The organism is Streptomyces scabiei 87.22 (assembly GCF_000091305.1).
Taxonomy (GTDB): Bacteria; Actinomycetota; Actinomycetes; order Streptomycetales; family Streptomycetaceae; genus Streptomyces; species Streptomyces scabiei.
On record NC_013929.1, the window covers coordinates 4,061,738 to 4,084,886 of the forward strand.

At 72.3% G+C, this 23,149-nt stretch carries 17 protein-coding genes; 4 read left to right on the plus strand and 13 right to left on the minus strand.

Going from position 1 to position 23,149, the window contains the following annotated elements:
- Window positions 1-159: 159 nt before the first annotated feature.
- Both SCAB_RS17040 and SCAB_RS17045 read right to left on the minus strand, forming a co-directional pair.
- Window positions 160-1,053: a LuxR C-terminal-related transcriptional regulator gene (locus tag SCAB_RS17040; RefSeq protein ID WP_013001335.1), complete on the minus strand. Its 894-nt coding sequence runs from the start codon at window positions 1,051-1,053 to the stop codon at window positions 160-162.
- On the minus strand, window positions 1,050-2,339 hold the full coding sequence (locus tag SCAB_RS17045) for an ATP-binding protein (protein ID WP_037727165.1): 1,290 nt from the start codon (window positions 2,337-2,339) through the stop codon (window positions 1,050-1,052). Before SCAB_RS17045 ends, SCAB_RS17040 begins: the two co-directional genes overlap by 4 nt.
- Window positions 2,340-2,688: 349 nt before the next feature.
- Between SCAB_RS17045 and SCAB_RS17050 the strand changes: the two genes are divergently transcribed.
- A complete protein-coding gene (locus SCAB_RS17050; RefSeq protein WP_078580329.1) occupies window positions 2,689-4,209 on the plus strand; it encodes a PspC domain-containing protein in 1,521 nt (506 codons plus the stop codon).
- Window positions 4,210-4,700: 491 nt separating this feature from the next.
- On the opposite strand, the gene SCAB_RS17055 is transcribed toward SCAB_RS17050, so the two are convergent.
- From SCAB_RS17055 to SCAB_RS17065, 4 genes are all read right to left on the minus strand, one after another.
- On the minus strand, window positions 4,701-5,243 hold the full coding sequence (locus SCAB_RS17055) for a DoxX family protein (protein ID WP_013001339.1): 543 nt from the start codon (window positions 5,241-5,243) through the stop codon (window positions 4,701-4,703).
- 449 nt (window positions 5,244-5,692) lie between these two features.
- Window positions 5,693-6,943 (minus strand): hypothetical protein, encoded by a 1,251-nt coding sequence (locus SCAB_RS17060; protein ID WP_049875726.1) that lies wholly within the window; start codon window positions 6,941-6,943, stop codon window positions 5,693-5,695.
- Between the two features lie 236 nt (window positions 6,944-7,179).
- Window positions 7,180-7,350 (minus strand): hypothetical protein, encoded by a 171-nt coding sequence (locus SCAB_RS47335; RefSeq protein ID WP_158512241.1) that lies wholly within the window; start codon window positions 7,348-7,350, stop codon window positions 7,180-7,182.
- A gap of 242 nt (window positions 7,351-7,592) precedes the next feature.
- Window positions 7,593-8,387, minus strand: coding sequence for a class II aldolase/adducin family protein (locus SCAB_RS17065; RefSeq protein WP_013001342.1), 795 nt, complete (start codon window positions 8,385-8,387; stop codon window positions 7,593-7,595).
- A gap of 210 nt (window positions 8,388-8,597) precedes the next feature.
- On the opposite strand from SCAB_RS17065, the gene SCAB_RS17070 reads away from it, so the two are divergent.
- Entirely contained in the window at window positions 8,598-9,080 is a 483-nt protein-coding gene (locus SCAB_RS17070; RefSeq protein WP_013001343.1) for a pyridoxamine 5'-phosphate oxidase family protein, read from the plus strand.
- Window positions 9,081-9,107: 27 nt separating this feature from the next.
- Here the strand turns inward: SCAB_RS17070 and guaA are convergent, their stop codons facing one another.
- Complete coding sequence (gene guaA / locus SCAB_RS17075; protein ID WP_013001344.1) at window positions 9,108-10,688, minus strand: glutamine-hydrolyzing GMP synthase; 1,581 nt, start codon at window positions 10,686-10,688, stop codon at window positions 9,108-9,110.
- 361 nt (window positions 10,689-11,049) lie between these two features.
- On the opposite strand from guaA, the gene SCAB_RS17080 reads away from it, so the two are divergent.
- Complete coding sequence (locus SCAB_RS17080) at window positions 11,050-11,373, plus strand: chorismate mutase (protein ID WP_013001345.1); 324 nt, start codon at window positions 11,050-11,052, stop codon at window positions 11,371-11,373.
- Window positions 11,374-11,843: 470 nt separating this feature from the next.
- Here the strand turns inward: SCAB_RS17080 and SCAB_RS17085 are convergent, their stop codons facing one another.
- The 4 genes from SCAB_RS17085 to SCAB_RS17100 form a co-directional block, all read right to left on the minus strand.
- A complete protein-coding gene (locus tag SCAB_RS17085) occupies window positions 11,844-12,650 on the minus strand; it encodes a hypothetical protein (protein ID WP_231885055.1) in 807 nt (268 codons plus the stop codon).
- A gap of 267 nt (window positions 12,651-12,917) precedes the next feature.
- Complete coding sequence (locus tag SCAB_RS17090) at window positions 12,918-14,699, minus strand: GMC family oxidoreductase (RefSeq protein WP_013001347.1); 1,782 nt, start codon at window positions 14,697-14,699, stop codon at window positions 12,918-12,920.
- A gap of 39 nt (window positions 14,700-14,738) precedes the next feature.
- The gene (locus SCAB_RS17095; protein ID WP_013001348.1) at window positions 14,739-16,394 is read right to left on the minus strand and encodes a succinic semialdehyde dehydrogenase; all 1,656 of its coding nucleotides are present in this window, start codon (window positions 16,392-16,394) and stop codon (window positions 14,739-14,741) included.
- Window positions 16,395-16,627: 233 nt separating this feature from the next.
- Window positions 16,628-18,019, minus strand: coding sequence for a diacylglycerol/lipid kinase family protein (locus tag SCAB_RS17100; protein WP_013001350.1), 1,392 nt, complete (start codon window positions 18,017-18,019; stop codon window positions 16,628-16,630).
- Window positions 18,020-18,371: 352 nt separating this feature from the next.
- Between SCAB_RS17100 and SCAB_RS17105 the strand changes: the two genes are divergently transcribed.
- Window positions 18,372-19,334 carry an alpha/beta hydrolase gene (locus tag SCAB_RS17105; protein WP_231885057.1) on the plus strand — a complete coding sequence of 321 codons (963 nt, stop codon included), beginning with the start codon at window positions 18,372-18,374 and terminating at the stop codon, window positions 19,332-19,334.
- A gap of 22 nt (window positions 19,335-19,356) precedes the next feature.
- Here SCAB_RS17105 and SCAB_RS17110 read toward each other — a convergent pair whose 3' ends face one another.
- Window positions 19,357-21,087, minus strand: coding sequence for a serine/threonine-protein kinase (locus tag SCAB_RS17110; RefSeq protein WP_013001352.1), 1,731 nt, complete (start codon window positions 21,085-21,087; stop codon window positions 19,357-19,359).
- Window positions 21,088-21,307: 220 nt separating this feature from the next.
- Window positions 21,308-23,098: a serine/threonine-protein kinase gene (locus SCAB_RS17115; protein ID WP_013001353.1), complete on the minus strand. Its 1,791-nt coding sequence runs from the start codon at window positions 23,096-23,098 to the stop codon at window positions 21,308-21,310.
- Window positions 23,099-23,149: the final 51 nt, after the last annotated feature.

Here is a 23,149-nt window from a genome sequence, read left to right on the forward strand (position 1 = left end):
GGGAGACACGGGCAGCGGAGCGGGGCTGAGCTTGGCTGGGCAAGCCCAGCCAAGCGCCGGTGAACGGGACAGAGCGGCTCTCAGAGCCGAGGGCCGAGCGCCCGCCCCACCGCCCAAAAGCACCAGCCCCGACATCGGCACCGGCACCCGGTCGACTCCTCACACCAGACGTCGTGCCGTCGCCCATCTCGTCAGCTCGTGCCGGTTGGAGAGCTGCAACTTCCGCAGCACGGCGGAGACATGGGACTCCACCGTCTTCACCGAGATATAGAGCTGCTTGGCGATCTCCTTGTACGCGTAACCGCGGGCGATGAGACGCAGCACCTCGCGCTCGCGCTGCGTGAGCCGGTCGAGATCCTCGTCGACGGGCGGGGCGTCGGTGGAGGCGAAGGCGTCGAGAACGAAGCCGGCCAGGCGAGGGGAGAAGACGGCGTCGCCCTCCTGCACCCGGAAGATGGAGTCGACGAGGTCCGTGCCGGTGATCGTCTTGGTGACATAGCCGCGCGCACCTCCCCGGATCACACCGATCACGTCCTCCGCCGCGTCCGAGACGGACAGCGCGAGGAACCGGACGGGCTGTTCGGCGTCCGCCATCAACGCGGAGCAGCGGCGCAGGACTTCGACGCCTCCGCCGCCGGGCAGATGCACGTCGAGGAGCACCACCTCGGGCCGCGTGCTCGTGATCACCGAGACCGCCTGGTCGACGTCGGGCGCCTCCCCGACGACCTCCACACCGGTACGGTCCGTCTGCCCGATCTCGGCCTGCACTCCCGTACGGAACATCCGGTGATCGTCCACCAGCACGACCCGGACGTGCCGCCCGGCACCGGAGACGGCGGCTCCGGCCCCGCTTTCGGCCGCAGCGGACTGCCCGGCCGGCTCGGCGCCCGGGGCTGCCGCTGTGGTCGTGGAGGGCGTGTCGGGCCGGCCGGACTCGTCGGGCACACCCTCGGCCGCGTCCGTGCCCTGCGCGGTCGCACCGCTCCGGTCCCCGGCCGGGCCGGTGCCCGAACCGCCTGCGGCAAGGTCGTTCGCCCCGTTCGCGTCACTCATGACGTCGTCTCCGCCCTCTCCATCTCCAACTCGACCTCCGTGCCGCCGTCCGGTACGGCGCGAAGCCGTGCCGTACCGCCATTGCGCTCCATGCGGCCGATGATCGATTCTCTGACCCCCATGCGGTCGGCGGGTATCGCGTCGAGATCGAAGCCCGGACCGCGGTCACGGACGGACACGAAGACCGTCTTTCCCTCGACCTCGGCGAAGACCTGCACGGCACCGCCCTCGCCACCGTACTTGGCCGCGTTCACCATCGCCTCGCGCGCGGCCTGCATCTGTGCGCTCAGTCCTTCGTCGAGAGGGCAGTCGCCCACGACCACCACCTCTATGGGAACGCCGTGCTTGTCCTCGACCTCCGCGGCGTTGCGTCGCACGGCCTCCGCGAGGGTGTCCGGCTCGTCGTCCTCGTCCTTCCCCGTGCCCTCGGGCTTGTACAGCCAGTTCCGCAGGTCGCGCTCCTGGGCGCGGGCCAGGCGGCGCACCTCGTTCGGGCTGTCCGCGTTGCGTTGTATCAGTGTCAGCGTGTGCAGCACCGAGTCGTGGACGTGGGCCGCGACCTCCGCGCGCTCCTGGGCGCGGATGCGCATCAGGCGCTCCTCGGAGAGATCCTGGGTCATCCGGACGAGATACGGGCCGGCCAGCAGCGTTATACCCACGAGCACCGCGAGCGCGGCCTGCAGCACCGAGCCCAGGTGGGCGGCCGAGCCCTGCAGGACGAATATCCCGGACACGCCCGCGGTGACCAGCAGGACGCCGGCCACGGAGCGAAGGAGCGTGATCGTCCGCCGCCGACGGCCGACCTCGGCCCAGCGGGCCCGCCGTGCGTTGTCCGCCTGCCGCCAGACCAGGGCGACGCCGGCCGCGACGAGCACGGTGGGCCAGAGATAGGCCCGGGCGGCTCCGCCGAGGTCCACGTTGCCGACGAAGACCATGGCCACGACGACCATGAGGAGCAGGGCGACTATCTGGCCGCGGTCGGGTTTGCGGGCCACGAGCCTGCGGCGGCCGTCGGGGGAGGTCTCGGTGGCGAGAGCGGGCGGCCGCTGGTTGTCGACGCCGCCCACACCGAGCGGGACGAAGAACCAGAACGCCGCGTAGACCAGGGCGCCGAGACCGTCCGCGAGGAAAAGGCCGGCGAACACGAGCCGTACCCAGGTCACGGGCAGACCGAGATGTCCGGCGAGCCCTCGCGCCACGCCTCCGAGCCAGCGTCCGTCGCTGCTGCGGTAGAGCTTGCGCGGGGGCCGCGGAGTGTCGACTGGCAGTGCTGCGGCTTCCGGCATGCCATCGATATTCACACGCACGGCGGATCGAGGCATCAGGGTCGATCCCCGAGACGCCCCTGATCTTCGGTCCGGGCGTGATCGAACACATCCCGGGGCGGATATCAGGGTTCGACCAGGGTCGTCCCGACTGCCATCGGGACGGCTCGGCGGTCACGATGGACGCATGACGGATCACCAGCACGCGGCAGCGGAGCCGGGCCCCGGCTCGGGTCCGGACGCCCGGCGGCCCCTGAACGAGCCGCAGGACGCCGTGCCCCCCTCGGGCACGGGGGCAGAGGAACCGCGCGCACCCGGGGGCGCGGACGCAGGCCCGGGACGACAGACGGGCGCGGGTGAGCGGGCGAGCGTGGGCGCTCACCCGGATCAGGCTGCCACCACCGGCCGTCCCGGAGCCACGGGTCCTTCCGCCTCCGGAGGCACCGGTCCTTCCGCCTCCGGAGGCACCGGTCCTTCCGCCTCCGGAGGCACCGGTCCTTCCGCCTCCGGAGGCACCGGTCCTTCCGCCTCCGGAGCTGCCGGCCGCCCCTCCCCCGGGACGGCGGGCCCGTCCGCACCTGGCTCGACGGGGCGTCCCTCCCCCGACGATCCGGCCGGCGGGCCCGCCGCTCCCCACAAGTTCCGCCGCGACCGGCGGTACCAGACACTGGGCGGTGTCTGCGCCGGGCTCGGGCGTCAGTGCGACATGGATCCGGTGATCTTCCGGGTGGTGCTGGCGGTGCTCGCCGCGACCGGCGGCTTCGGCCTCGTCTTCTACGGCTTCGCCTGGCTGTTCATACCGTATGACGACGAGGAGGAGAACGAGGTCCGCAAGCTGCTGACCGGCAGGGTCGACGGCCAGGCCCTCGCGGGTGTGCTCTTCGCGCTGGTCGGCTGCGGCGTCTTCCTCTCCATGCTGAGCAACACCACCGTCCTGACCTTCTCCGTGGTCGTCTCCCTGCTCCTGGCCGGCGCGGGGTACTGGTCGCAGCAGCGCGGTGCCCCCGACCCCGATCCGCTCGCCGCACAGGCCGTGGCCGACGCCCCGCCGGAGGCCCAGGCACCGCCCGTCGCATCCGCCTACCCCTCCTGGTGGCGCGACCCGATCATCAAGGACGGAAAGCACGTGGGCGGCACGGGCTATCTGTGGGGGCCATGGACGTCCGCCGACCGCGACATGGCGGCAGCCGTCAACATCGCCGGGGGTGTCATGCCCGCGCCCCGTGGTGTCCGCGCCGTGCGCCCGCCGAAACCGCGCGGTCCGCGGTGGACGGGCGGCTGGATATTCCTGCTCGCGCTGCTCGCCGGTGGTCTCGGTACCGGTGCGACCTGGGAGGGGCACCCTCTCGCCACCAGCCTGCAGACCGGCCTGGCCTGCGCGCTGACGGTGTTCGGCCTGGGCATAGCCCTGAGCGCCTTCCTCGGCCGCACGGGAGCGGGGTCGATCTTCCTGGCTCTGATCACCGCGGGGCTGCTCGCGTGCACGGCGGCGCTCCCGGCGAACATCACCACCGACTGGGCCCGTACGGAGTGGACACCGCGCAACGCGAAGAGCCTGGAGCCCAGATACGAGCTGGGAACCGGCGTGGGCACGCTGGACCTGACTCGGGTGGACATACCCAAGGGCGAGACCCTGACGACGAGCGTGGAGGTGGGCGCGGGCAAGGTGAGAGTGGTGGTCCCGCGGGACGTCACCGTTCGGCTCGATGTGCAAGTGGGCCTCGGCGACATCCAGTTGCCGGGTGACGACAAGGAGGACGTGGACGTGGCACCGGACAAGAACGATCGGCTGACGCTCTCCCCCGAGAAGGGTTCGGACGGCGGCGGCACGCTCGCCATCGACCTCGAAGTCGGTGTGGGGCAGGCGGAGGTGGCCCGTGCTGCGTCATGAGTTCCGGCCGGGGAAGCTCATAGCCGGCCTCTTCCTCACCGCCGCCGGTGTCGTGTATCTGGGCGATGCGGGCGATGCCTGGCAGACCCCTTGGTTCGCGGTGATACCGCTCGTGATCGGAGGGCTGTGTCTGGCGGGGGCGGTGGGCCTCCTGAACCTCGCGATACGCGGGCGCGGACGCGGGCCGAGCGAACGGAAAGGACCACCGGCCCCACCGGGGTTCGAGAGCGGGGCGGCGGCTGGGACGGCAGGGACGGCGAAGGATGCCGGTACGGCTGGGAGCGCGGGGGCGGCCGGGACGGCGGCTGGGGCGGAACCGGGCGGGGCGACAGGGCCGAGCGGTTCCGCGGGATGAGCCTGCCCGGGCGGCCAGGAGTGAGCGAATGCGCGGATGCGTTGCCGTGCGGGGCACCGGGGGCTGAGCCCGAATCGGCAGCGAGCTGCGCGGGGGAGCAGCGTGAGGTGGCTCCTGGGTGAAGAAGGCTCGGGGCTCAGCGGTAGGCGTGTGCGCGGTGCCTGCTGCCACCGTGACGGCGGGAGCGGATGGCCGCGTCCACGGAGAGCACCGGGGCGCCGGCGAGGATCAGGGGGATCCAGGCCATGAGGTAGGGGAGGTCGTTGCCGTAGTAGTACGGGGATGCCGACCAGCTCACCGTCAGCCAGAGGCTGAGGGAGATCAGGGCGCCGCCGAAGGCGGCGAGGCGGGTGAGGAGGCCGAGGAGGGCGCCGATGCCGACGGCGAGTTCCCCGATGGCGATGGCGTAGCCGAAGCCGACGGGGTTCTTGAGAGCCATGTCGATCATGGCTGGGATGGCGGCGGAGTCCCTGGTGGCGCTCATCATGTCGCCGATGGAGCCGGAGCCGGAGGCTGCCATGAACGCGCTGTCGGTGAGTTTGTCCAGGCCGGCGTAGATGAAGGTGACGCCGAGGAAGACGCGCAGGGGCAACAGGGCGTAGCGGGTGGCGGTGTCTCGCCAGTCGGGGCCGCCATCGCGATAGGAGGTGTAGGAGTCCGTGCGAATGTCGTGAGTCATGGTCTGCGCCGCCTCTGGTCCGCCGTGCCGTTGACCCCTCAACAGACGATACGTTCGCAGGGGTGGGGGTGCTCAATGGTTCGGGCGTGTTTTTCCGGGTCGGGGATGCTTTTCGGAAGGGGCCCGCTGCGGCTTCGCCGCCGATCTCCACGCCGGGCTGTCCCTACCCCGAGCCGTGTCCATGGCCGTGCGGACGCGGTGCCGTGTCCATGGCCGTGCGGACGCGGTGCCGTGTCCATGACCCCGCCCACGCCGGGCCGTGTCTACCCCCAACGTCAAGGCCAACGCCAACCCACGCCCGCCTCCGACCACCCGGTGCCCCGCACCCCCTGATGCACGCCCTCCGGCCCGCGCCGCCGCCTCTACGCCGACCCACCCCCGCGTCTCGCCACCGTGCAGGCTCCGTGGTCCTGTCCTGACGCGATCCTTCCCTTCCCCGACGCGGTCGCTCAGTCCGCCGAGACCTCGATCGTGTAGCGGTTGGTCTCCACGCCGGCGGCTGTGACGACCTGGACGTCGACCTTGCCGGGTTCGACGTCGGCGGGGACGGGGGCGGTGAGGACGGCGTCGGTGGGGTTGCTGAAGCCGCCGGCGACGGGGACGAGGGGGACATGGACATGGACGGCGCCGATGCGGACGACCATGCGGGAGAGGTGGTCGGCGGTCTGTGCGCCGGGTGGGACGAAACCGGCGCCGCGGATCTCGATGTCGTCGCCGTTGCGGATGGGGGCGTCGAGGTCGCCGGCCTCGCGGGCGCGGACGACGGAGAGGACGACGGGACGGCCGCCCTCGGCGTACTTTCCGGCGACGTAGGTGGCGGCGGAGACCAGGACGAGGAGGGCGAGGCCCCAGGGGAGGTCCGGGAGCTGGTCGGGACGACGGGCGAGGCGTACCGCCGCGAAAGTGAGGGCGACGGCACTGACGAGCACGTACTGGATGTCCGTGAAGCTGCCTCGGCCGGAGTCGTCGGTGAGGAGGTCGGCGGCGCGGGGGCGGGCGGCGCGGACCTTCTGCAGGCGCTGGGAGAGGACCCGGAGGCCGACGACGCGACGGACCAGGACGGCGATGCCGCAGACCACGGCCAGGACGGTCACGATGCCCGCCCCGCGGGTGAGGTCGAGTCCGGCGATGAGGGCGTCGCGTTCCCGGGGGTCGGAGGCGGCGGCCAGTCGGCCGACGAGGACGAGGACCGCGAAGACGACGAAGAGCACCCAGGCGGCGGCGATCGCGCGGGAGGTGGACAGCCGGTTGTCCTCGCCGATGACGGGGGCGAGGGCGCCGCCGCGTGCCCGGTGCAGACATCCGGCGCCCGTCAGTGCCGCGCCCAACAGCAGGGCGGCGAGCAGACCGGCGGTGCGGGCGGCCGTCCAGCCCGCACCGATCGCGGTGAGGGACTGGACGAGGAGGAGGATCACGACGGCGGCCCAGACGACGATCGCCGTGCGCAGCCACAGACGGCCGAGCCATGCCTCGCCCTCGACGCGCCCGCGTTCGGCGACGAGGGCTGCGGACTGGGTGAGTTCGTCGGAGACCCACTGCCGGGAGGCGGACGGGGAGTGCGCGACGGCCGCCGGCAGGCCCTGCCCGGACGCGAATTCCTCCCGCTTCAGCAGGAACTCGGCGACCGCGCGCCGATGTCCCGCACGCGCCCCGTGCGGGCAGTCCCCGCACGTGCACCCGCCCTCATGGGCCGCGCCCATGCCCCCTCTGGCCTCCTGCACCGCCACGCCCGAGCCCGCCTTCCCGCACCGCGTCCGCCTGCGCGACCGCGTCCCTCGGCATTCGCCGCCGTTGTCACTGCCGTCTTCTTCACGGCCGCCTTCTTCACGGCCGCATTCTTCACCGCCGCCGTAGCACGGCCGACCCCTGTCATGGCCGTCATCGTCCTGGCCGTCACCGTCACAGCCATCACGTCACAGCCATCACGTCACAGCCGTCACGTCGCGGTCGCCATCGTCACGACCTTCGACGTCACGATCGGCTTCGCCACGATCGGCTTCGCCACGGCTGTTTCGTCCATGACCATCTTCGGCACTGCCGTCAGCAGGACCGTTGTCGTCCTCGTCAGTGCCGTCACCTCGGTTCGGGCGCCGGCACCGGCGCCCACCGTCGGCACCTCCGTGGACGACTCCGGGCCTCGTGGGCCTCGTATGCACGTCCGCTACCTGCCACAACCGCGCGCCCGTACAAGTGCGCCTCGATGACAGCGAATTGTGCCGTACGGGACACGGTCCGCGTCCGGCAGGTCCACTCCGTGCGAGGGAGGGGCGGGGTGAAGTCCCGGTGTCCGAGTTGACCCGGCTCCGAATATCTCCGTGACCGGCTCGGGCGCCCGGGCAGGGACCCCGGTCAGCTCAGCAGGTCCGGCTCGCTCCTGCTGATGTCCTGCCACAGCGGCTGGTAGTTGATCCACGCCACCAGGTCGCCGCCCGCCTGCTCCCGCGTCGCCGCGGCCAGCCGGTGTTCGATCAGCTGGAGGCGTCCCGCCGCCTTGGCCGTGAGCTGCACCTGGGCCGAGCGTTCCATCGACAGGAACCACCACGCCGCCGCGTCGACCGAGTCGCCGACCGTGAGCAGACCGTGGTTGCGCAGCACGAGCGCCTTGCGGCTGCCGAGCACGCCGGCGATGCGGCGGCCCTCCTCCGTGTCGACGGCGACGCCCGTGTAGTGGTCGTAGAGCGCCTGGTCCTCGTAGAACGCGCAGGACTCCTGGGTGATCGGGTCGAGCAGCTCGCCGAGCGCGGCGAGCGCGCGGCCGTGCACGGAGTGACAGTGCGCGACCGCGACGACGTCGGGGCGGGCGGCGTGCACCTGCGCGTGGACCGTGAAGGCGGCCTGGTTCACGTGGTAGCGGCCCTCGATCACCTGTCCGTCCTGGTTGGCGAGGACCAGGTCACTCACGGTGACGTGCTTGAACGGCATTCCGAAGGGATTGACCCAGAAACAGTCGCTGAACTCCGGGTCGCGCGCGGTGATGTGCCCCGAGACGCCCTCCTCGAACCCCAGTCGCCCGAAGATCCGCAGGGCCCCGGCCAGGCGTTCCTTGCGGTGCCGCCGCTCGTCCTCCACCGTCTCGTGCATCGGCGGCATGGCGAACCGGAGCTGGTCGGTGGGTAGGGGCAGGGGCGGTGTGGGCCCGTGCATGTGTCCTCCAGGGTGACTTCCTTGACGATTCGGAAGTTACCGTCGGTGCCCCTGGCAGAACAGGCCCGTCCCGTGAAGAGAGTGCGCAACCGTTACGCAAGTCACGGAAGCGCGCCACACCGCACACCGTTCACCCGGGTCGGACCGCCGCCGTACGTCGCACGGGGTAACCGGACAGTGGGTGTCGGGTATCCGCGCGAGACTCGACGTATGCCGGAGAATCATGCGAACTGGGGCGCGTTCGTCGCCGCCGAACCCGAACTCGCACAGACGGTCGAGGCACGCTTCGGTGCCTTCACCCATCACACCCTCGCCACCCTCCGCAGGGACGGCTCCCCGCGGACGACCGGGCTGGAGGTCCGGTTCGTGAACGGGGAGCTGTGGCTGGGGATGATGCCCGCCTCGCGCAAGGCGCTCGATCTGCGCCGGGACCCGCGGTTCTCGCTGCAGGCCAATCCGGGTCCGGGCACGGAGATGGGGGGCGGTGACGTGCGGGTGAGCGGGCGGGCGGTGGAGGTCGACGATCCCGCCGTCAAGGCGGCGTACGGCGAAGAGGTGGAACCGCCGGAGCCGTTCCACCTCTTCCACACCGAGCTGACGGAGGTCGTACGGACCTACGTCGAGGACGACACGTATCTGGTCGTCCAGGTCTGGAAGCCCGGAGAGCCGGTGCGGACCCTCAAACGGACCTGAGCTCCGCCGCGCCGTGCGCGGCGGGGCTCACTCCCACTCGATGGTGCCCGGGGGCTTGCTCGTCACGTCGAGGACGACGCGGTTGACGTCGGCGACCTCGTTGGTGATCCGGGTCGAGATCTTCGCGAGGACCTCGTACGGCAGCCGGGACCAGTCGGCGGTCATGGCGTCCTCGCTGGACACCGGGCGCAGGACGATCGGGTGGCCGTAGGTGCGGCCGTCGCCCTGGACGCCGACGGACCGGACGTCCGCCAGCAGGACCACCGGGCACTGCCAGATGTCCCGGTCGAGGCCGGCGGCCGTCAGCTCCTCGCGGGCGATGGCGTCGGCATCGCGGAGCAGGTCGAGCCGGTCCTTGGTGACCTCGCCGACGATCCGGATGCCGAGGCCGGGGCCCGGGAACGGCTGGCGCTGGACGATCTCCTCCGGGAGCCCCAGCTCCTGGCCGACCATCCGGACCTCGTCCTTGAACAGCTTGCGGAGCGGCTCGATGAGCTTGAACTCCAGGTCCTCGGGCAGGCCGCCCACGTTGTGGTGGGACTTGATGTTGGCCGTGCCGGTGCCGCCGCCGGACTCGACGACGTCCGGGTAGAGGGTGCCCTGGACCAGGAACGCGACCTCGGGGCCCTCGTCGGCGATGATCTCCGCCTGGGCCTGCTCGAAGACGCGGATGAACTCGCGGCCGATGATCTTCCGCTTCTGCTCGGGGTCGGAGACCCCGGCCAGCGCCTTCAGGAAGCGCTCCTCGGCGTCCACGACCTTCAGCTGGACGCCGGTCGCGGCGACGAAGTCCTTCTCGACCTGCTCGGTCTCGTTCTTGCGCATCAGACCGTGGTCGACGTACACGCAGGTCAGCTGGGAGCCGATGGCCTTCTGCACGAGGGCCGCGGCGACGGCGGAGTCCACACCGCCGGACAGGCCGCAGATCGCGCGCTTGTCGCCGACCAGCTCGCGGATGGCCTCGACCTGCTCCTCGATGACGTTGCCGGTGGTCCAGCTGGGGGTGATGCCCGCGCCCCGGTAGAGGAAGTGCTCCAGGACCTGCTGGCCGTGCGTGGAGTGCATGACCTCCGGGTGGTACTGGACGCCGTAGAGCTTCTTCTCGTCGTTCTCGAAGGCGGCGACCGGGACGACGTCGGTGGAGGCCGTGACGGAGAAGCCCTCGGGGGCGGCGGAGCAGGCGTCGCCGTGGGACATCCAGACCGACTGCTCGTCGGGGGTGCCTTCGAAGAGGGTGCTGCCGGGCTTGGCGACATGCAGGGGCGTACGGCCGTACTCGCGCGCGCCCGTGTTGTCGACGGTGCCGCCGAGGGTGGTGGCCATCAGCTGGAAGCCGTAGCACATGCCGAAGACGGGGACGCCGGCCTCGAAGAGCGCGCGGTCGAGGCGGGGGGCGCCCTCGGCGTAGACCGAGGAGGGGCCGCCGGAGAGGATGATCGCCGCCGGGTTCTTGGCGAGCATCTCCGCGACCGGCATGGTGCTCGGCACGATCTCGCTGTAGACCCGGGCCTCGCGGACCCGTCGGGCGATGAGCTGGGCGTACTGGGCGCCGAAGTCGACGACCAGGACGGTGTCGGGTGCGGCGGCAGCGGGGTTCGCTGATGACACGGGGTGCCTTCCGGCGGTGGGGCGGGGGTCTGTGAGGTCGAGTCTACCGGGGTGCGCCCCGGCCGGACGGGCCCACCGGGGACTCCGGCTCCGGCCCCGCCCGGAGCGGACCGGGGCGGACCCCGGGCACGGACGAGGCCGGGACAGGCCGTGGCATACTGGCGCCCATGCTCACGCACCCGACCTTCCTCTTTACCTATGGCATCCGGTCCGCCGGCTGCCATGGTCGTGTTGCTTGAGCTACTGATCAGCGACTTTCCAGGCGCCCCGGACCGACAGGTCCGGGGCGCCTCGCGTTGTCCGGGTCCTGCCGCTCCGGGAAGCCACGTCCGACTTCACCCCCGGCCCAGGAGCTCCCCCAATGACCACCACGACCACGACCACGCCCGCCGCGACCACCCACGCCACGAAGACGACCGCCACCGGCGCCCGCACCCCCGAAGCGGCCGCGGTGATCGCCGACGCCCGTGAACGCATCGACGCGCTGGACGACCGGATCATCGGCCTGATCCAGGAACGGACGGCCGTCTCCACGGTGATCCAGCAGACCCGGATCGAGTCCGGCGGCCGTCGCGTGAACCTCTCCCGCGAGATGGACGTCCTCGCCCACTACCGGGACGCCCTCGGCAGGCCCGGCACCGCGCTCGCCATGACCCTGCTGGAGCTGTGCCGGGGTCGCGTCTGACCGGCGCACGTACGTACGCCTGCCCTCTCACCCGTACGGCGCGTGACCGTCGCACGACGCCCTTCGTTGGTGTCGGTGTCCGTGCCAGCCAGGTCCGGGCCCGAAAGAACCACGCGTGGCTCCGCTGGAGCGATGAGGCGTACGGATCGTGCCGTGCGCCGTGGGACCTCGCTCCAGGGGTGTGACCGGACGGCAGGGGACAGCAGCCCGGTCACGCAAGAGAGAACGGCCGGCTCCGGGGACGCCCGGGGCCGACCGGCGGAATCCCGCACCGCACCCTGGTCGGCACCAGGCGCACGCCCCCCGGTGCGCCGGGCGCCACCGCCCCCACCCTCGTCCACCTTCACACCAAGCGGCGCACGCCCCCCGGCGCCGCTGCCAGGCACCGGCGCGGCCCTGACGTCGGTGCCGACGCGCAAGGGCCCCGCGGTCTCCGTCCCGCGGGGCCCTTCGTCACGTCGTCCGTCCGCTCAGCCGGCGACCTTCTCCACCTTCGCGACCTGCGCGTCGAGGATCTCGTCCGGCACCTCGGCCTTGTCCGCGTCCAGCATGTTCGTCGAGTAGAACCCGATGAGCGTCGAACCGCTGCGCACCACCGTGAAGGACATCGGGATCTTGGCGCCCTCGATGTCGGCCTTCAGCTTGTACGCGACGGCCTCGTCGCCCTGCTTCGGGGCGGGGAGGGCCTCGACGCCGGTGTACGTGTTGCCGACGTGCTCGTATCCGTCGCAGTTCTCCGTGGCGGTGCGCAGGTCGGCCATGACCTTCTCGGCGTCGCTCTGCTCGTGCGCGGCGAGGGCGAGGGAGACGACACTCGCGGAGAGCTTGTTCTCGGAGGTCACGGTGCGTCCGGCGCGGGCCTTCGGCTGCGGGTCGGAGGTGAAGTTGAACATGTTCGCGAGGGGCTGGCAGGCGGCCGGCTTCGCGGGAACGGGCACGCCGGGCATGTCCTCCGCGGGCATGCCGGCGATCTTGTAGCCCTTCACGTCCCCCTTCGTGAGGGCCGCCTCCTTCAGCTGGGCCTCGGTCAGCGCGGCCTTCCCGCCACCCTTTCCGTCCTGCCCGTCCTTCGCGTCCCCGGCGGAGGCCGTGCCGTCGGTCGACGGCTTCGTGTTCCCGTCCTTGCTCTCGTCGCCGCCCCCGCCGCACGCCGCGGTGAGCCCCAGCACGGCCGCGACCGAGACGGCCACCGCCGCCCGCGACACCTTCGACCTCACGTGCCCCACGTTCACGTGCCCCACGTTCACGTCCCCGGCCTTCACGTCCCCCACCTTCATGTTCCCCGTCCTCACGGCGTTCTTCGCATGCCTCACGGAGGCCTCGCAGGGCACATCAGATCATGTGTGCGACCCGGCACCACAAACGGTTTCGGGTATCGCTTCAGCCCCAGCCGGGCGTGATCCAGGTCACACAAGAAAACCGTCATCGCGGGGGCAACCCTTCACCCGGCTCACGGGTCACACCTGGCACACGAGAGAAGAACCCGCACTCGGAGGGGGGTGCGGGTCCTTCTCCGCTACTTCTGCGCTACTTCTTCTGCTGCGCTACTTCTTCGGCGGCACCGTCGGCACCGGCAACAGGGGCAGTCGCAGCGCCCCGAAGGCGTCCGCCGGGACCGCCGGATGCAGCGGCTGCACGGGGCCGAGCCGTTCGTAGGCCGCGCCCGGGGCCGGACGGTGGTCGGGCTCACCCTTGTTCGGCCAGTGCGCCATCGCGCGCTCGGCCTGTGCCGTGATGGTCAGCGAGGGGTTCACGCCCAGGTTCGCGGAGACGGCGGCGCCGTCGACGACGGAGATGCCGGGGTGGCCGTAGAGGCGGTGGTAGGGGTCGATGACGCCGTCGGCCGCGGTGGCACCGATGGGGCAGCCGCCGAGGAAGTGCGCGGTGAGCGGGGTGCCCATCAGCTCGCCCACGTTGCTGCCGGCGAAGCCGTTGATCTCGGCGGCCAGGGTGGAGGCGGCCCTGGAAGCGGCCTCGATCTGCTTGGGGTTGGGCGCGCCATGACCCTGGCGCGCCGTCAGCAGGCCCTTGCCGAGCCCCTTCGGCTTGAGGTGCGTCGACAGGGAGTTGTCCAGCGACTGCATCACCAGACCGATGATGGTCCGCTCCGACCAGCGGCGGTTGGAGAGCGAACGGGCCACCAGCAGCGGGTGCCTGACCGCGTTCGCCAGCCACCCGAGGACACGGGAGGCGTCCGACGCGGTGCCGCCCGCGTAGGGGACCTGGAGGATGGACAGACCGCCCATCGCGTTGGAGCCCTTGCCGTAGCGGACCGGCTCGATGTGGGTGTTCTCGTCGGGGTGGATGGAGGAGGTGATGGCCACGCCCCGGGTGAAGTCGACCTCGGGCGCGCCGTGGGCCTTCCGGTAGCGGCGGCTGTCGGTCTGGGCACCGACCAGGGCCTCCGAGTTGGTGCGGGTCAGCATGCCCAGCCGGTCCGAGATGTGCGGCAGCAGGCCGTTCGCCTTCATCCGGTGCAGCAGGGTCTGGGTGCCGTAGGTGCCGGCCGCCAGGACGACGCGGCGGGCCTTCAGGACGCGGCCCGCTCCCTTGCGCAGCCGGTCGGTCGGCAGGGTCGACACGGCGTAGCCGCCCTGCGAGTCCTCCGTCACGGCCACCACCGTCGTCATCGGGTGGACGATCGCGCCCGCCTTCTCGGCGAGGTGGAGGTAGTTCTCGTTGAGGGTGTTCTTGGCGCCGTGGCGGCAGCCGGTCATGCACTCGCCGCACTCGGTGCAGGCCCTGCGGGCGGGGCCCGCGCCTCCGAAGTACGGGTCCGCCACCCGCTCACCGGGAGCGGCCTTCGCCTTGCCGTCGGCGTCCTCGCCGTCGCCGAAGAAGACACCGACCGGGGCCAGGTGGAAGCTGTCACCGACGCCCATCCGCTCGGCGGTGGCCTTGAGGTGCACGTCGGAGGGGGTCATCGTCGGATTGAGCCGTACGCCGAGCATGCGGCGGGCCTGGTCGTAGTACGGCTTCAGCTCCTCCTGCCAGTCGGTGATGTCCTTCCACTGCGGGTCCTCGAAGAACGGTTTCGGCGGTACGTAGAGGGTGTTGGCGTAGTTGAGGGAACCTCCGCCCACGCCGGCCCCGGCCAGCACCATGACGTTGCCCAGCAGGTGGATGCGCTGCAGGCCGTACAGGCCGAGGGCCGGGGCCCAGAGGTAGTTCTTCAGGTCCCAGGAGTTCCTCGGGAGCGAGTCGCGCGTGAAACGGCGGCCCGCTTCGAGCACGCCCACCTTGTAGCCCTTCTCGGTCAGACGCAGGGCGGTGACCGAGCCGCCGAAACCGGATCCGACGACGATGACGTCGTAGTCGTACGACACGTGCTCTCCTCGTTGAGAACGGTGGGCGGGCCCGAGGACCTAGCGGAGCCGGAGCGCCTTCATGGCCCGCAGGCTGCGGCTCATGAACTGGGCGTACTTCTCGTCGTCCATGCCGAAGGAGGGGGCCATGGGCAGCAGGCGCTGCTGGGCGACCGTCTGGGCCTCCGTGTACTTGAGGATGCCCTCGGAGCCGTGGCGGCGGCCGAGTCCGGAGTCCTTCATGCCGCCCATGGGGGACTGGACGCTGCCGTAGGCGGAGGCGTAGCCCTCGTTGACGTTGACCGTGCCGGCGCGGACCCGGGAGGCGACCTCGTGGCCGCGGCGGCCGTCCTTGGTCCAGACGGAGGCGTTGAGGCCGTACGCGGTGGAGTTGGCCTCCTCGACGGCCTCGTCCTCGTCCGTGAAGCGGTAGATCGAGACGACCGGCCCGAAGGTCTCCTCGGTGCAGACGGACATGGGTTCCGTGACGCCGTCGAGGATGGTCGGCTCGTAGAAGTAGGGGCCGATGTCGGGACGGGCCACGCCGCCCGCGACGACCTTGGCGCCCTTCTCCACGGCCTCGTCGACGTGCCGGGTGACGGTCTCCAGCTGGCGTTCGCCGACCAGGGAGCCCATGTCGGCGCCGTACGCGAGGGACGTGCCGAGGCGCATGGCCTTCGTGCGGGCGGCGAAGCGCTCCACGAAGGCGTCGGCGATGGACTCGTGGACGTACAACCGCTCGATGGAGATGCAGAGTTGGCCGGCGGAGCTGAAGCAGGCGCGGACGGCGCCCGCCGCCGCCTTCTCTATGTCGGCGTCGGCGAGGACCAGCATCGCGTTCTTGCCGCCGAGTTCGAGGGAGACGCCGACGAGGCGGGCGGCGGCGCCCTGGGCGACCTCGCGGCCGGTGCGGGTGGAGCCGGTGAAGGAGACGTAGTCGGCGTGCCGGACGACCTCGGGGCCGATGACGGGGCCCTCGCCGAGGACAACCTGGAAGACGTCGGCGGGCAGGCCCGCCTCGATGAGCAGGTCGCGGGCCCACAGGGCGGTCAGGCAGGTCTCCGTGTCGGGCTTCATCACGACCGCGTTGCCCGCGACGAAGGCGGGGATGGCGTCGCCGACCGAGAGTTCGAGCGGGTAGTTCCAGGGGGCGATCTGGCCGATCACACCGCGCGGGTGGCGCAGCTCGGTGACCTTGGTGAGGGTCGGTACGGCGCCGGTGTGCCGCTTGGGCTTCAGGTAGAACGGGGCCTTGCGGCCGTAGTGGCGGGCGGAGACCGCGACGGCCTGGACCTCCTCGTGGGCGTGGAGGCGGGCCTTGCCGGTCTCCAGCTGGATGAGGTCGAGCACCTCGGCCTGACGCTCCAGCACCAGGTCGTGGAAGCGGAGGAGCACGGCGGCGCGCTCGCGCACCGGTCGCTGGGCCCAGACGGCCTGGGCGGCGCGGGCCCGCTCGTAGGCCGTCGCCACGTCCTCGGGGGTGGACTCCGGCAGATCGGCCAGCTTCTCACCGGTGAACGGGGTGTGGTTGGCGGTCCGGCCGGAGCCGACCACGCCCTTGGTGAGCTGGGCGACCAGTTCGGGGGTGACCACGTCGGCGGCGGTACGGGCGCCCTGGGGCGCTGCCGCGAGGGGGTTGGTGCCGGTCGTCCGTGCCGTGCCGGTCGTTCCCGTGGTGGTCGTGCCGGTCTTTTCGGGGGCCTGCGAGTCCGTCATGACGCGCAGGGTATTCCGGACCGGACGACTTTGGGTACCCGGCGGTAACAGGGTTTCACCGGGCGTCCACACCGCGCCAGTGATCGCTGGCAACGAAGTCGCTGATCAGCGCGGCGGGTGGTGCCGTGCGGACGCGAATGCGGCGTCGGTCACCTTGTTCGAAACGGCGGGCCGCGCCCCCGGACCGAGGGGCACCGGCGCGGCGAAGGACAGGGTGGGACCGGGCGGGACGGTCAGCGCCACCGGTCCCACGACCGCTGCGCCCACCCGTACCGTTCCCGGTGCTTGGGCAGGGCAGTACGGCCGACCGCGGCGGCGAGCTTGCGCAGCCGGCGCCAGTCCAGGGGCGGTTTGGGCTCGGGGACGCCGGGCCGGTCGCGGGGCACGCGGACGCGCAGGGCCTTCGGCGAGACCCGGCAGTGGACCGGGGTGGGCAGCAGCAGGGCCTCGCCGTCGACGCCGACCTCGATCTCGGGCCGGTCGGCCTCGACGACGATCTCGTCCGCGACGAGGAGGCTGAGCCCGGGGGCGTTCGGGCCGAGGACCATCCCGGCGGCCTCGGCGGCGCTGTCGACGCGCACGCCGACGACGCCCAGCACGCCGGCGTCCAGCCGTTCGCGGCGGCCGAGGCCGACGAGGTCGTCGCTGCGGTAGACGTTGTTGCTGACGAGGACGGCTTGCGGCGCGTCGATGACGGCGTTCCCGATGCGGGCGGTGAGCCGCGGGCCCCGCTGGTGGGTGAGCAGTTCGGGCAGCAGCTCCAGCGTGGTGCGGACCTTGTCGTCGCGGTAGGCGGGGCTCTGCACGACGGCGGCGTACGCGCCGAAGGAGGCGTTGTTGACGAACGGATGACCGCTGGCGTACCCGAGGTCGACGTGGAGCTCCACCCCCTTGTCGGTGAGGGCGTCGAGGCAGGCGGCGGGGTTGTCGCGGTCGAGGCCGAGGTCCATGGCGAAGTGGTTGCGGGTGCCGGCGGAGATGACGAGGAGGGGCACGTCGTACGCCGCCGCGATGGCCGCCACCTGGGCCTGGGTGCCGTCGCCGCCCGCGACCCCGAGCAGGTCGGCGCCGTTCCTGACGGCGTCGCGGGCCAGTACGGCGACGTCCTCGTGGTGCGCGGGGTCGAGCAGATGGACCGTGGCGCCGAGCCGTTCGGCGCGCTCCTTCAGCCGGAAGCGCTCGACCTTCCCGCCGCCCGACCTGGGGTTCATGATGAGGAACGGGCGGGTGGGGGCCGGGGTGCGGTGCTCGGGCACGTGGACGTGGTGGGACTTGGTGGTCCTCAGGGCGAACTTGCCGGACCAGACGGCCACGGCCCAGAGCCCGGCGGAGACGATCACGACCCACAGCAGGTTCACGGCGGCGAACCACCAGATGACACCGACCGGCGCGGCCACCGCCAGCACACCCGCGGCGATCCGGACAGCGCCGCGGTGGACCAGGACCCACCACAGCGAGGCCACCGTGAGACCGGCGCCGAGCACGACGCCGGCGACGAGCAGCAGGCTCGCGGCGCGCGCGTAACCGAGCGGCAGCAGGACGGCGAGGGCGGCGCAGGCGAGTGCGCCCCTGGCCGCCCAGCGCTGCCTCGCGTGCGCCCGCACGTCCAGGTGTTCGATGCCCACGCTCGCTCGCCCCTCGCGCCGATCATGCACTTGACACGGCATGTTAGGGGCAAGGGGCCGGACAAGGCGACGCCTCCGGGACACCGGCCGCGTCGCCCCGCCCGTGCCGGCCGGCGCCGGGCACGACCGCTTCACCGCCGCGCACGAACACTTCACGGCAACCGCCCTGACCCGCTTGGCTTTTGTTCGAGCGGGCCGCCTATAGTCCGGATGCGCACGCGAGCAGGCCGTGTGGGCACTCCCCCTGTGGCCATGACGAGCCACACGCGGTCGCGGACGTGTCGATCGGACCCCGCGGCCCCGGGGACAACGGACGCCTGCCGTCGGGTCGTTCTTCGAAGGGCAGGTGGCCGTGCGTCGCCTCTGGGGTTGTCTGGTTCTCTGCGCCGCGGTGGTCGCCGCGCTCCTCGTCGCGGACACGCGCGACAGCACCGCGGCCGACCGCAACGAGGCCATGTACTCCTACGGCTCGCACTCCCGGCAGACCCTCGACGCCTACTGGAACGCCGCCGGCGAGGAACGGAACGGGACGCAGCCGGGCCTCGTGATCCTGCACGGCGGCTACTGGCACGAGGACACCGGCTGGGCCACCTGGTCGCGCACCTTCGCCGACGCCGGGTACGCCGTCTTCACCGTGGACTACCGGCTGAACAGCGACGCCGCCTGGCCCGCCCAGCGCACCGACGCCCTGTCCGCGCTCGACTGGATCCGCCGCCACGCCGCCGACTTCGACCTCGACATCCACCGGATGGTGCTCCTGGGCTCCTCCACCGGGGGCCAGATCGCGACCACCGTGGCGACGTACCGGTCCGGTGCCTACGGCCTCGACGGCGTGGTGGGCCTGTCCCCCGTCGTCGACCCGTACCGCGCCTGGCGGGACGGCAACGCCGCCACCGCGACGGACCGGCAGCGCAGGCTCCGCGACAACGCCGTCATCCTGGCCCGCTGCTCCCCGGAGACCCGGCCCGGCGCGGCGAAGGAGACAGGGAAGAAGGCGGACACGCCCACGGAGGGGGCCGTGGACCCCACGGCGGCCCCCCGGCCGGGCTGCCGGGAGACCTGGAACGACATGGCGGCCAGGAGCCGGGCCTCCGGGGCCGACGACGCGCCCATGTACCTGGTCCACTCCCGGGTCGACGCCGCGCCCGTCCAGCCCTCGCGCGACCTCGAGACGGCCGAGGAGAAGGACCACAACATGCCCGCCAACGGCGTCACGGTGAAGACCGTGCCCGGTTCCGCGCACGGCGCCGCACTGCTGGACGACCCGAAGGTGGCCGAGCGGGTCATGGCCTGGATCGCCGAGCGGGCGTACTGAGCGCGTAGGTGGGACGGAGCGCCTACGTGTGCTCCAGCCGCAGGTTCGCCAGGGCCGTACGCGCGATCTCGCGGCCCTGCCCGGTGAAGTGGCCCTTGCCCGGATAGTCGATCCAGACCCGGTACACGTCGCCGTTGCCCGCCCGGTAGTACAGGACCCGCGCCTCACGCAGCCGCGGTGCCTGCGTGTCGGTGGTCGTGTACCTGACGGTGTTCTCGGCGGCCTCCTTGCCCTCGAACGTCGCCTCCTGCGGCTTCCCCCTCGGCGTCGGCGTGTCGGCGATGTCCAGGCTGTACTCGCCGTCCTTCACCAGCTCCCAGTCGGCGTACGCCTTGTCCAGCGCGTTGTCCGGGATCTCGCCGTCCTTGTCGTCCTTCTTGATGTCCCGGTCGACGTTGATCCGGATCAGCCCGCTCGGGTCGCTGTACTGCGCGATGGTGCCGTCCGTGGCGTCCGGCTCGAACGTGTCCTTCACGAAGTCCCCGGGCACCCCCACGCTCGCGGCGACCTTCGCACCGAGGTCCCGCTGCTTCCAGCCGTCCGGCAGGGGCCCCGCGAAGGGGTCGGCGACGACCAGGTACGCCGTCACCGCCGCCGCGACGATGACCGCGCCGAGCCCGGCGAGGGTCTTGGGACCGATCCGGACGCCCCTGGGGTTCCCGGCCGGAGGCCCGGCGACGGTGCGGACCTCCTGGGTGGGCGCGAGCACCGGCGGGTTCACGGCCGTCTCCAGCAGTTCGCGGACGCGCGCGGCGGCCGGGCGGCGCGCCGGGTCCTTCTGCAGCAGGCCGTTGATGGCCTCGGCGAGCGGGCCCGTGGCGGAGGCGGGCGCCGCCGGTGTGGCGTTGAGGACGGACTGCAGGGTCGCCGGCGTGTTGCTCCGCCGGAACGGCGACACGCCCTCGGTGGCGGCGTACAGGACGACGCCCAGCGACCAGAGGTCCGACGCGGGACCGGGCCGCTGGCCCAGCACCCGCTCGGGGGCGATGTACTCGGGCGAGCCGACGATGCCCCCGGTGTCCGTCAGGTTCGTCTCGCCCTCGATCTGGGCGATGCCGAAGTCGGTGAGGACGACCCGGTCGTGGCGGCCGAGGAGGACGTTGTCCGGCTTGACGTCCCGGTGCAGGATGCCCGCCGCGTGCGCCGCCTCCAGTGCGCCGAGCACGTCGAGGCCGATTCTCGCCGCGTCCCGCACCCCGAGCGTGCCCTCCTGGAGGGTGTCGCCCAGAGAACGTCCCCGGACCAGCTCCATCACGATCCAGGGCTGACCGTCCACGACCGCCACGTCGTGCACGTTCACGACCGAGGGATGGTCGAGCCGGGCCGCCGCACGGGCCTCGCGGCGCATCCGTTCGAAGGCGTTGGCCCGTTCACGCTCGGGAAGATGGTCCGGTACGCGCGGCTCCTTGACGGCGACCTCACGGTCCACCGTCTCGTCCTGGGCCCGCCACACCGTGCCCATGCCGCCGTGGCCGAGCTTGGCGAGCAGCCGGTAACGGCCCGCGATCAGACGACCGGTGCCGGGGTCCTGCGGGGGTGGCGACGCCTGCGACTGCGCCTGAGCCTGAGCCGAGGGGGGCGGCGTCGGCGCCTGCATCGAGGGGGGCGGCGTCGGCTGAGCCACCGCCGCCGCCGGCTGAGCGTACGGGTTCCCCGGGTACGGCACGCCGGGCCGCGGCGGTTGCAGTCCGAAACTCGTCGGCTCGTCCGACCCGTAGCCGGACCCGTAGGGGGCTCCCCCGTTGCTGCTCATACGCTCATCTGTATCGCGGCGAACCCGTCGGCATCCAGCCCCGTCGCTTTCCGGTCACAGACCCGTGACGCGGAACGCCGTATATCTCCGCTTTGGTACGAACGCGCATGCCGGCCGAGGGCACCGGGGAGCACCGCGGGGCCTCTCGCGAAAACGCCTCTCACGGAAGCGCCGCTCGCGAAAACGCCTCTCACGGAAGCGCCGCTCACGGAAGCGCCGCTCACCCGCGGACGAAGGTGTCCACCGCCACGTCGAAGTACTCCTTCGCCTCGCTCACCTTCCCGACGGGCGCCGACACCCACACGTCGTACAGCCGCCCGTCCTGCTCCCAGCACAGGTCGTAGGTGTGCCGGGGCCCCTCCGCCGCGCTGAAGCCGTCCCAGGTGAACTCCCAGAGCGCGGCCGGGCGTCCGCCGTGGGTGGTCTCGGTGACCCTGCCGTCGCGGTAGCCGGGGTTCGTCGAGGGCCCCTGCGCATGGGCGCGCCGCATCACGCCGGCCGGCCCGCCCTCCTCCGGGTCGTCGAACTTGACGCCGATCCGGATCACCTGCCCCGGGGACATGTAGAACACCCGCTTCCCCTGCGGCTCCCGGGTGAAGTCGTCCGGTACGGCGAGGCTGAAGCCCCGGTCGTCCTCGGCCAGCCGGTACCCCGAGGGCGCGGCCGGCGCGGTGGCCGCCCGCGAGCGCGTGACGGTGGGCGTGGCGTCGGCCGACGTACCCGCCGTGCCGTCCGTCGGCGCACCCGGCGTGCCGGACCCGCCACCGGACACGCCGGACCCGCCCGGCGTGGACGGCGCACCCGTGGTCCGCGACGCGTCCGGTGACCGCGGCGCCGAGGTGCCCGGCGTGCCGCCGCCTCCGCCGTCGTCCCCCTCCCGCATAAGCAGCGCGGCGGCCGAGACGCCCGCCCCGGCCATCGCCGCCACCAGCGCGGCCGCGATCAGCACGCTGCGGGTGGAGCGCGGCTGCTGCTGCGCGGGCTGCTCCCGCAGGGCCACCTCCGGGCCGCCGGACACGGGTGCCCCGGACGCCGCCTGCCCGCCCTGGGCCGGTCCTTCCGGCGCGGCGCCCGCTGACGCGGCGGCGCGCCGTACGTCCCGCCCCGGCCGCGGCACGTCGCGCCGGGTCGGGGTGTAACCGGCCGACGTCCTCGGGGCCTTGGTCGTCCTCGGTGTCCGGCCGGTCTCCCGGAAGGCCCGCAGCAGCCGCTCCGCCTCCGTCGCGTCGAGCCGGCGGTCCGGATCGCGCTCCAGCAGCCCCCGTACGACGGGGAGGAGCGGCGCGGCCTGCGCGGGCGGCCGGATCTCGTCCACGACGACCGCGTGCAGGATGCCGCCCAGCGAATCGCGCCGGAACGGCGACTCACCGCTGAGCACGGCGCACAGCAGCGCGCCCAGCGACCACAGGTCGGACTCCGGCCCGGTGCGGGTCCCGGCCATCCGCTCCGGCGCGGTGTACTCGGGCGAGCCGACGAAGGACCCGCTCTCGGTGAGCGTGGTCGCGCCGGCGACCTGGGCGATGCCGAAGTCGGTGAGGACGACCCGGTCGGTTCCGGTCTCCATCAGGACGTTCGCCGGCTTGAGGTCGCGGTGCAGCACCCCGGCGTCGTGCGCCCGGCGCAGCGCGCCCAGCAGGTCGATCCCGATCCGCGCCGCCTCGCGCGCGTCCATGGGCCCCTCGGCCTCGATGCGCTCGGCGAGCGAGCCGCCGTTGATCAACTCCATGACGATGTAGGGGCGTTCGTCCTGCTCGACGACGTCGTGCACGACGATGATGTGCGGGTGGCCGAGCCGGGCGACCGCCCGGGCCTCCCGCAGGGTGCGCTCGCGGCGCTGCCGGAGCCGCTCCTCCGGCAGGGAGTCGTCGAAAGCCAGCTCCTTGACCGCCACCTGCCGGCCGAGGAGTTCGTCGGTGGCGCGCCACACGACACCCATACCGCCGCGGCCGATCCTGGCCTCCAGCCGGTACCGGCCCGCTATGAGACGGACGTTCTCCCCCTCGGTCCCCATACGCCCCATCATGCCGCACCGGACCGAAACCCTCCGGTGCCGCGGAACGGC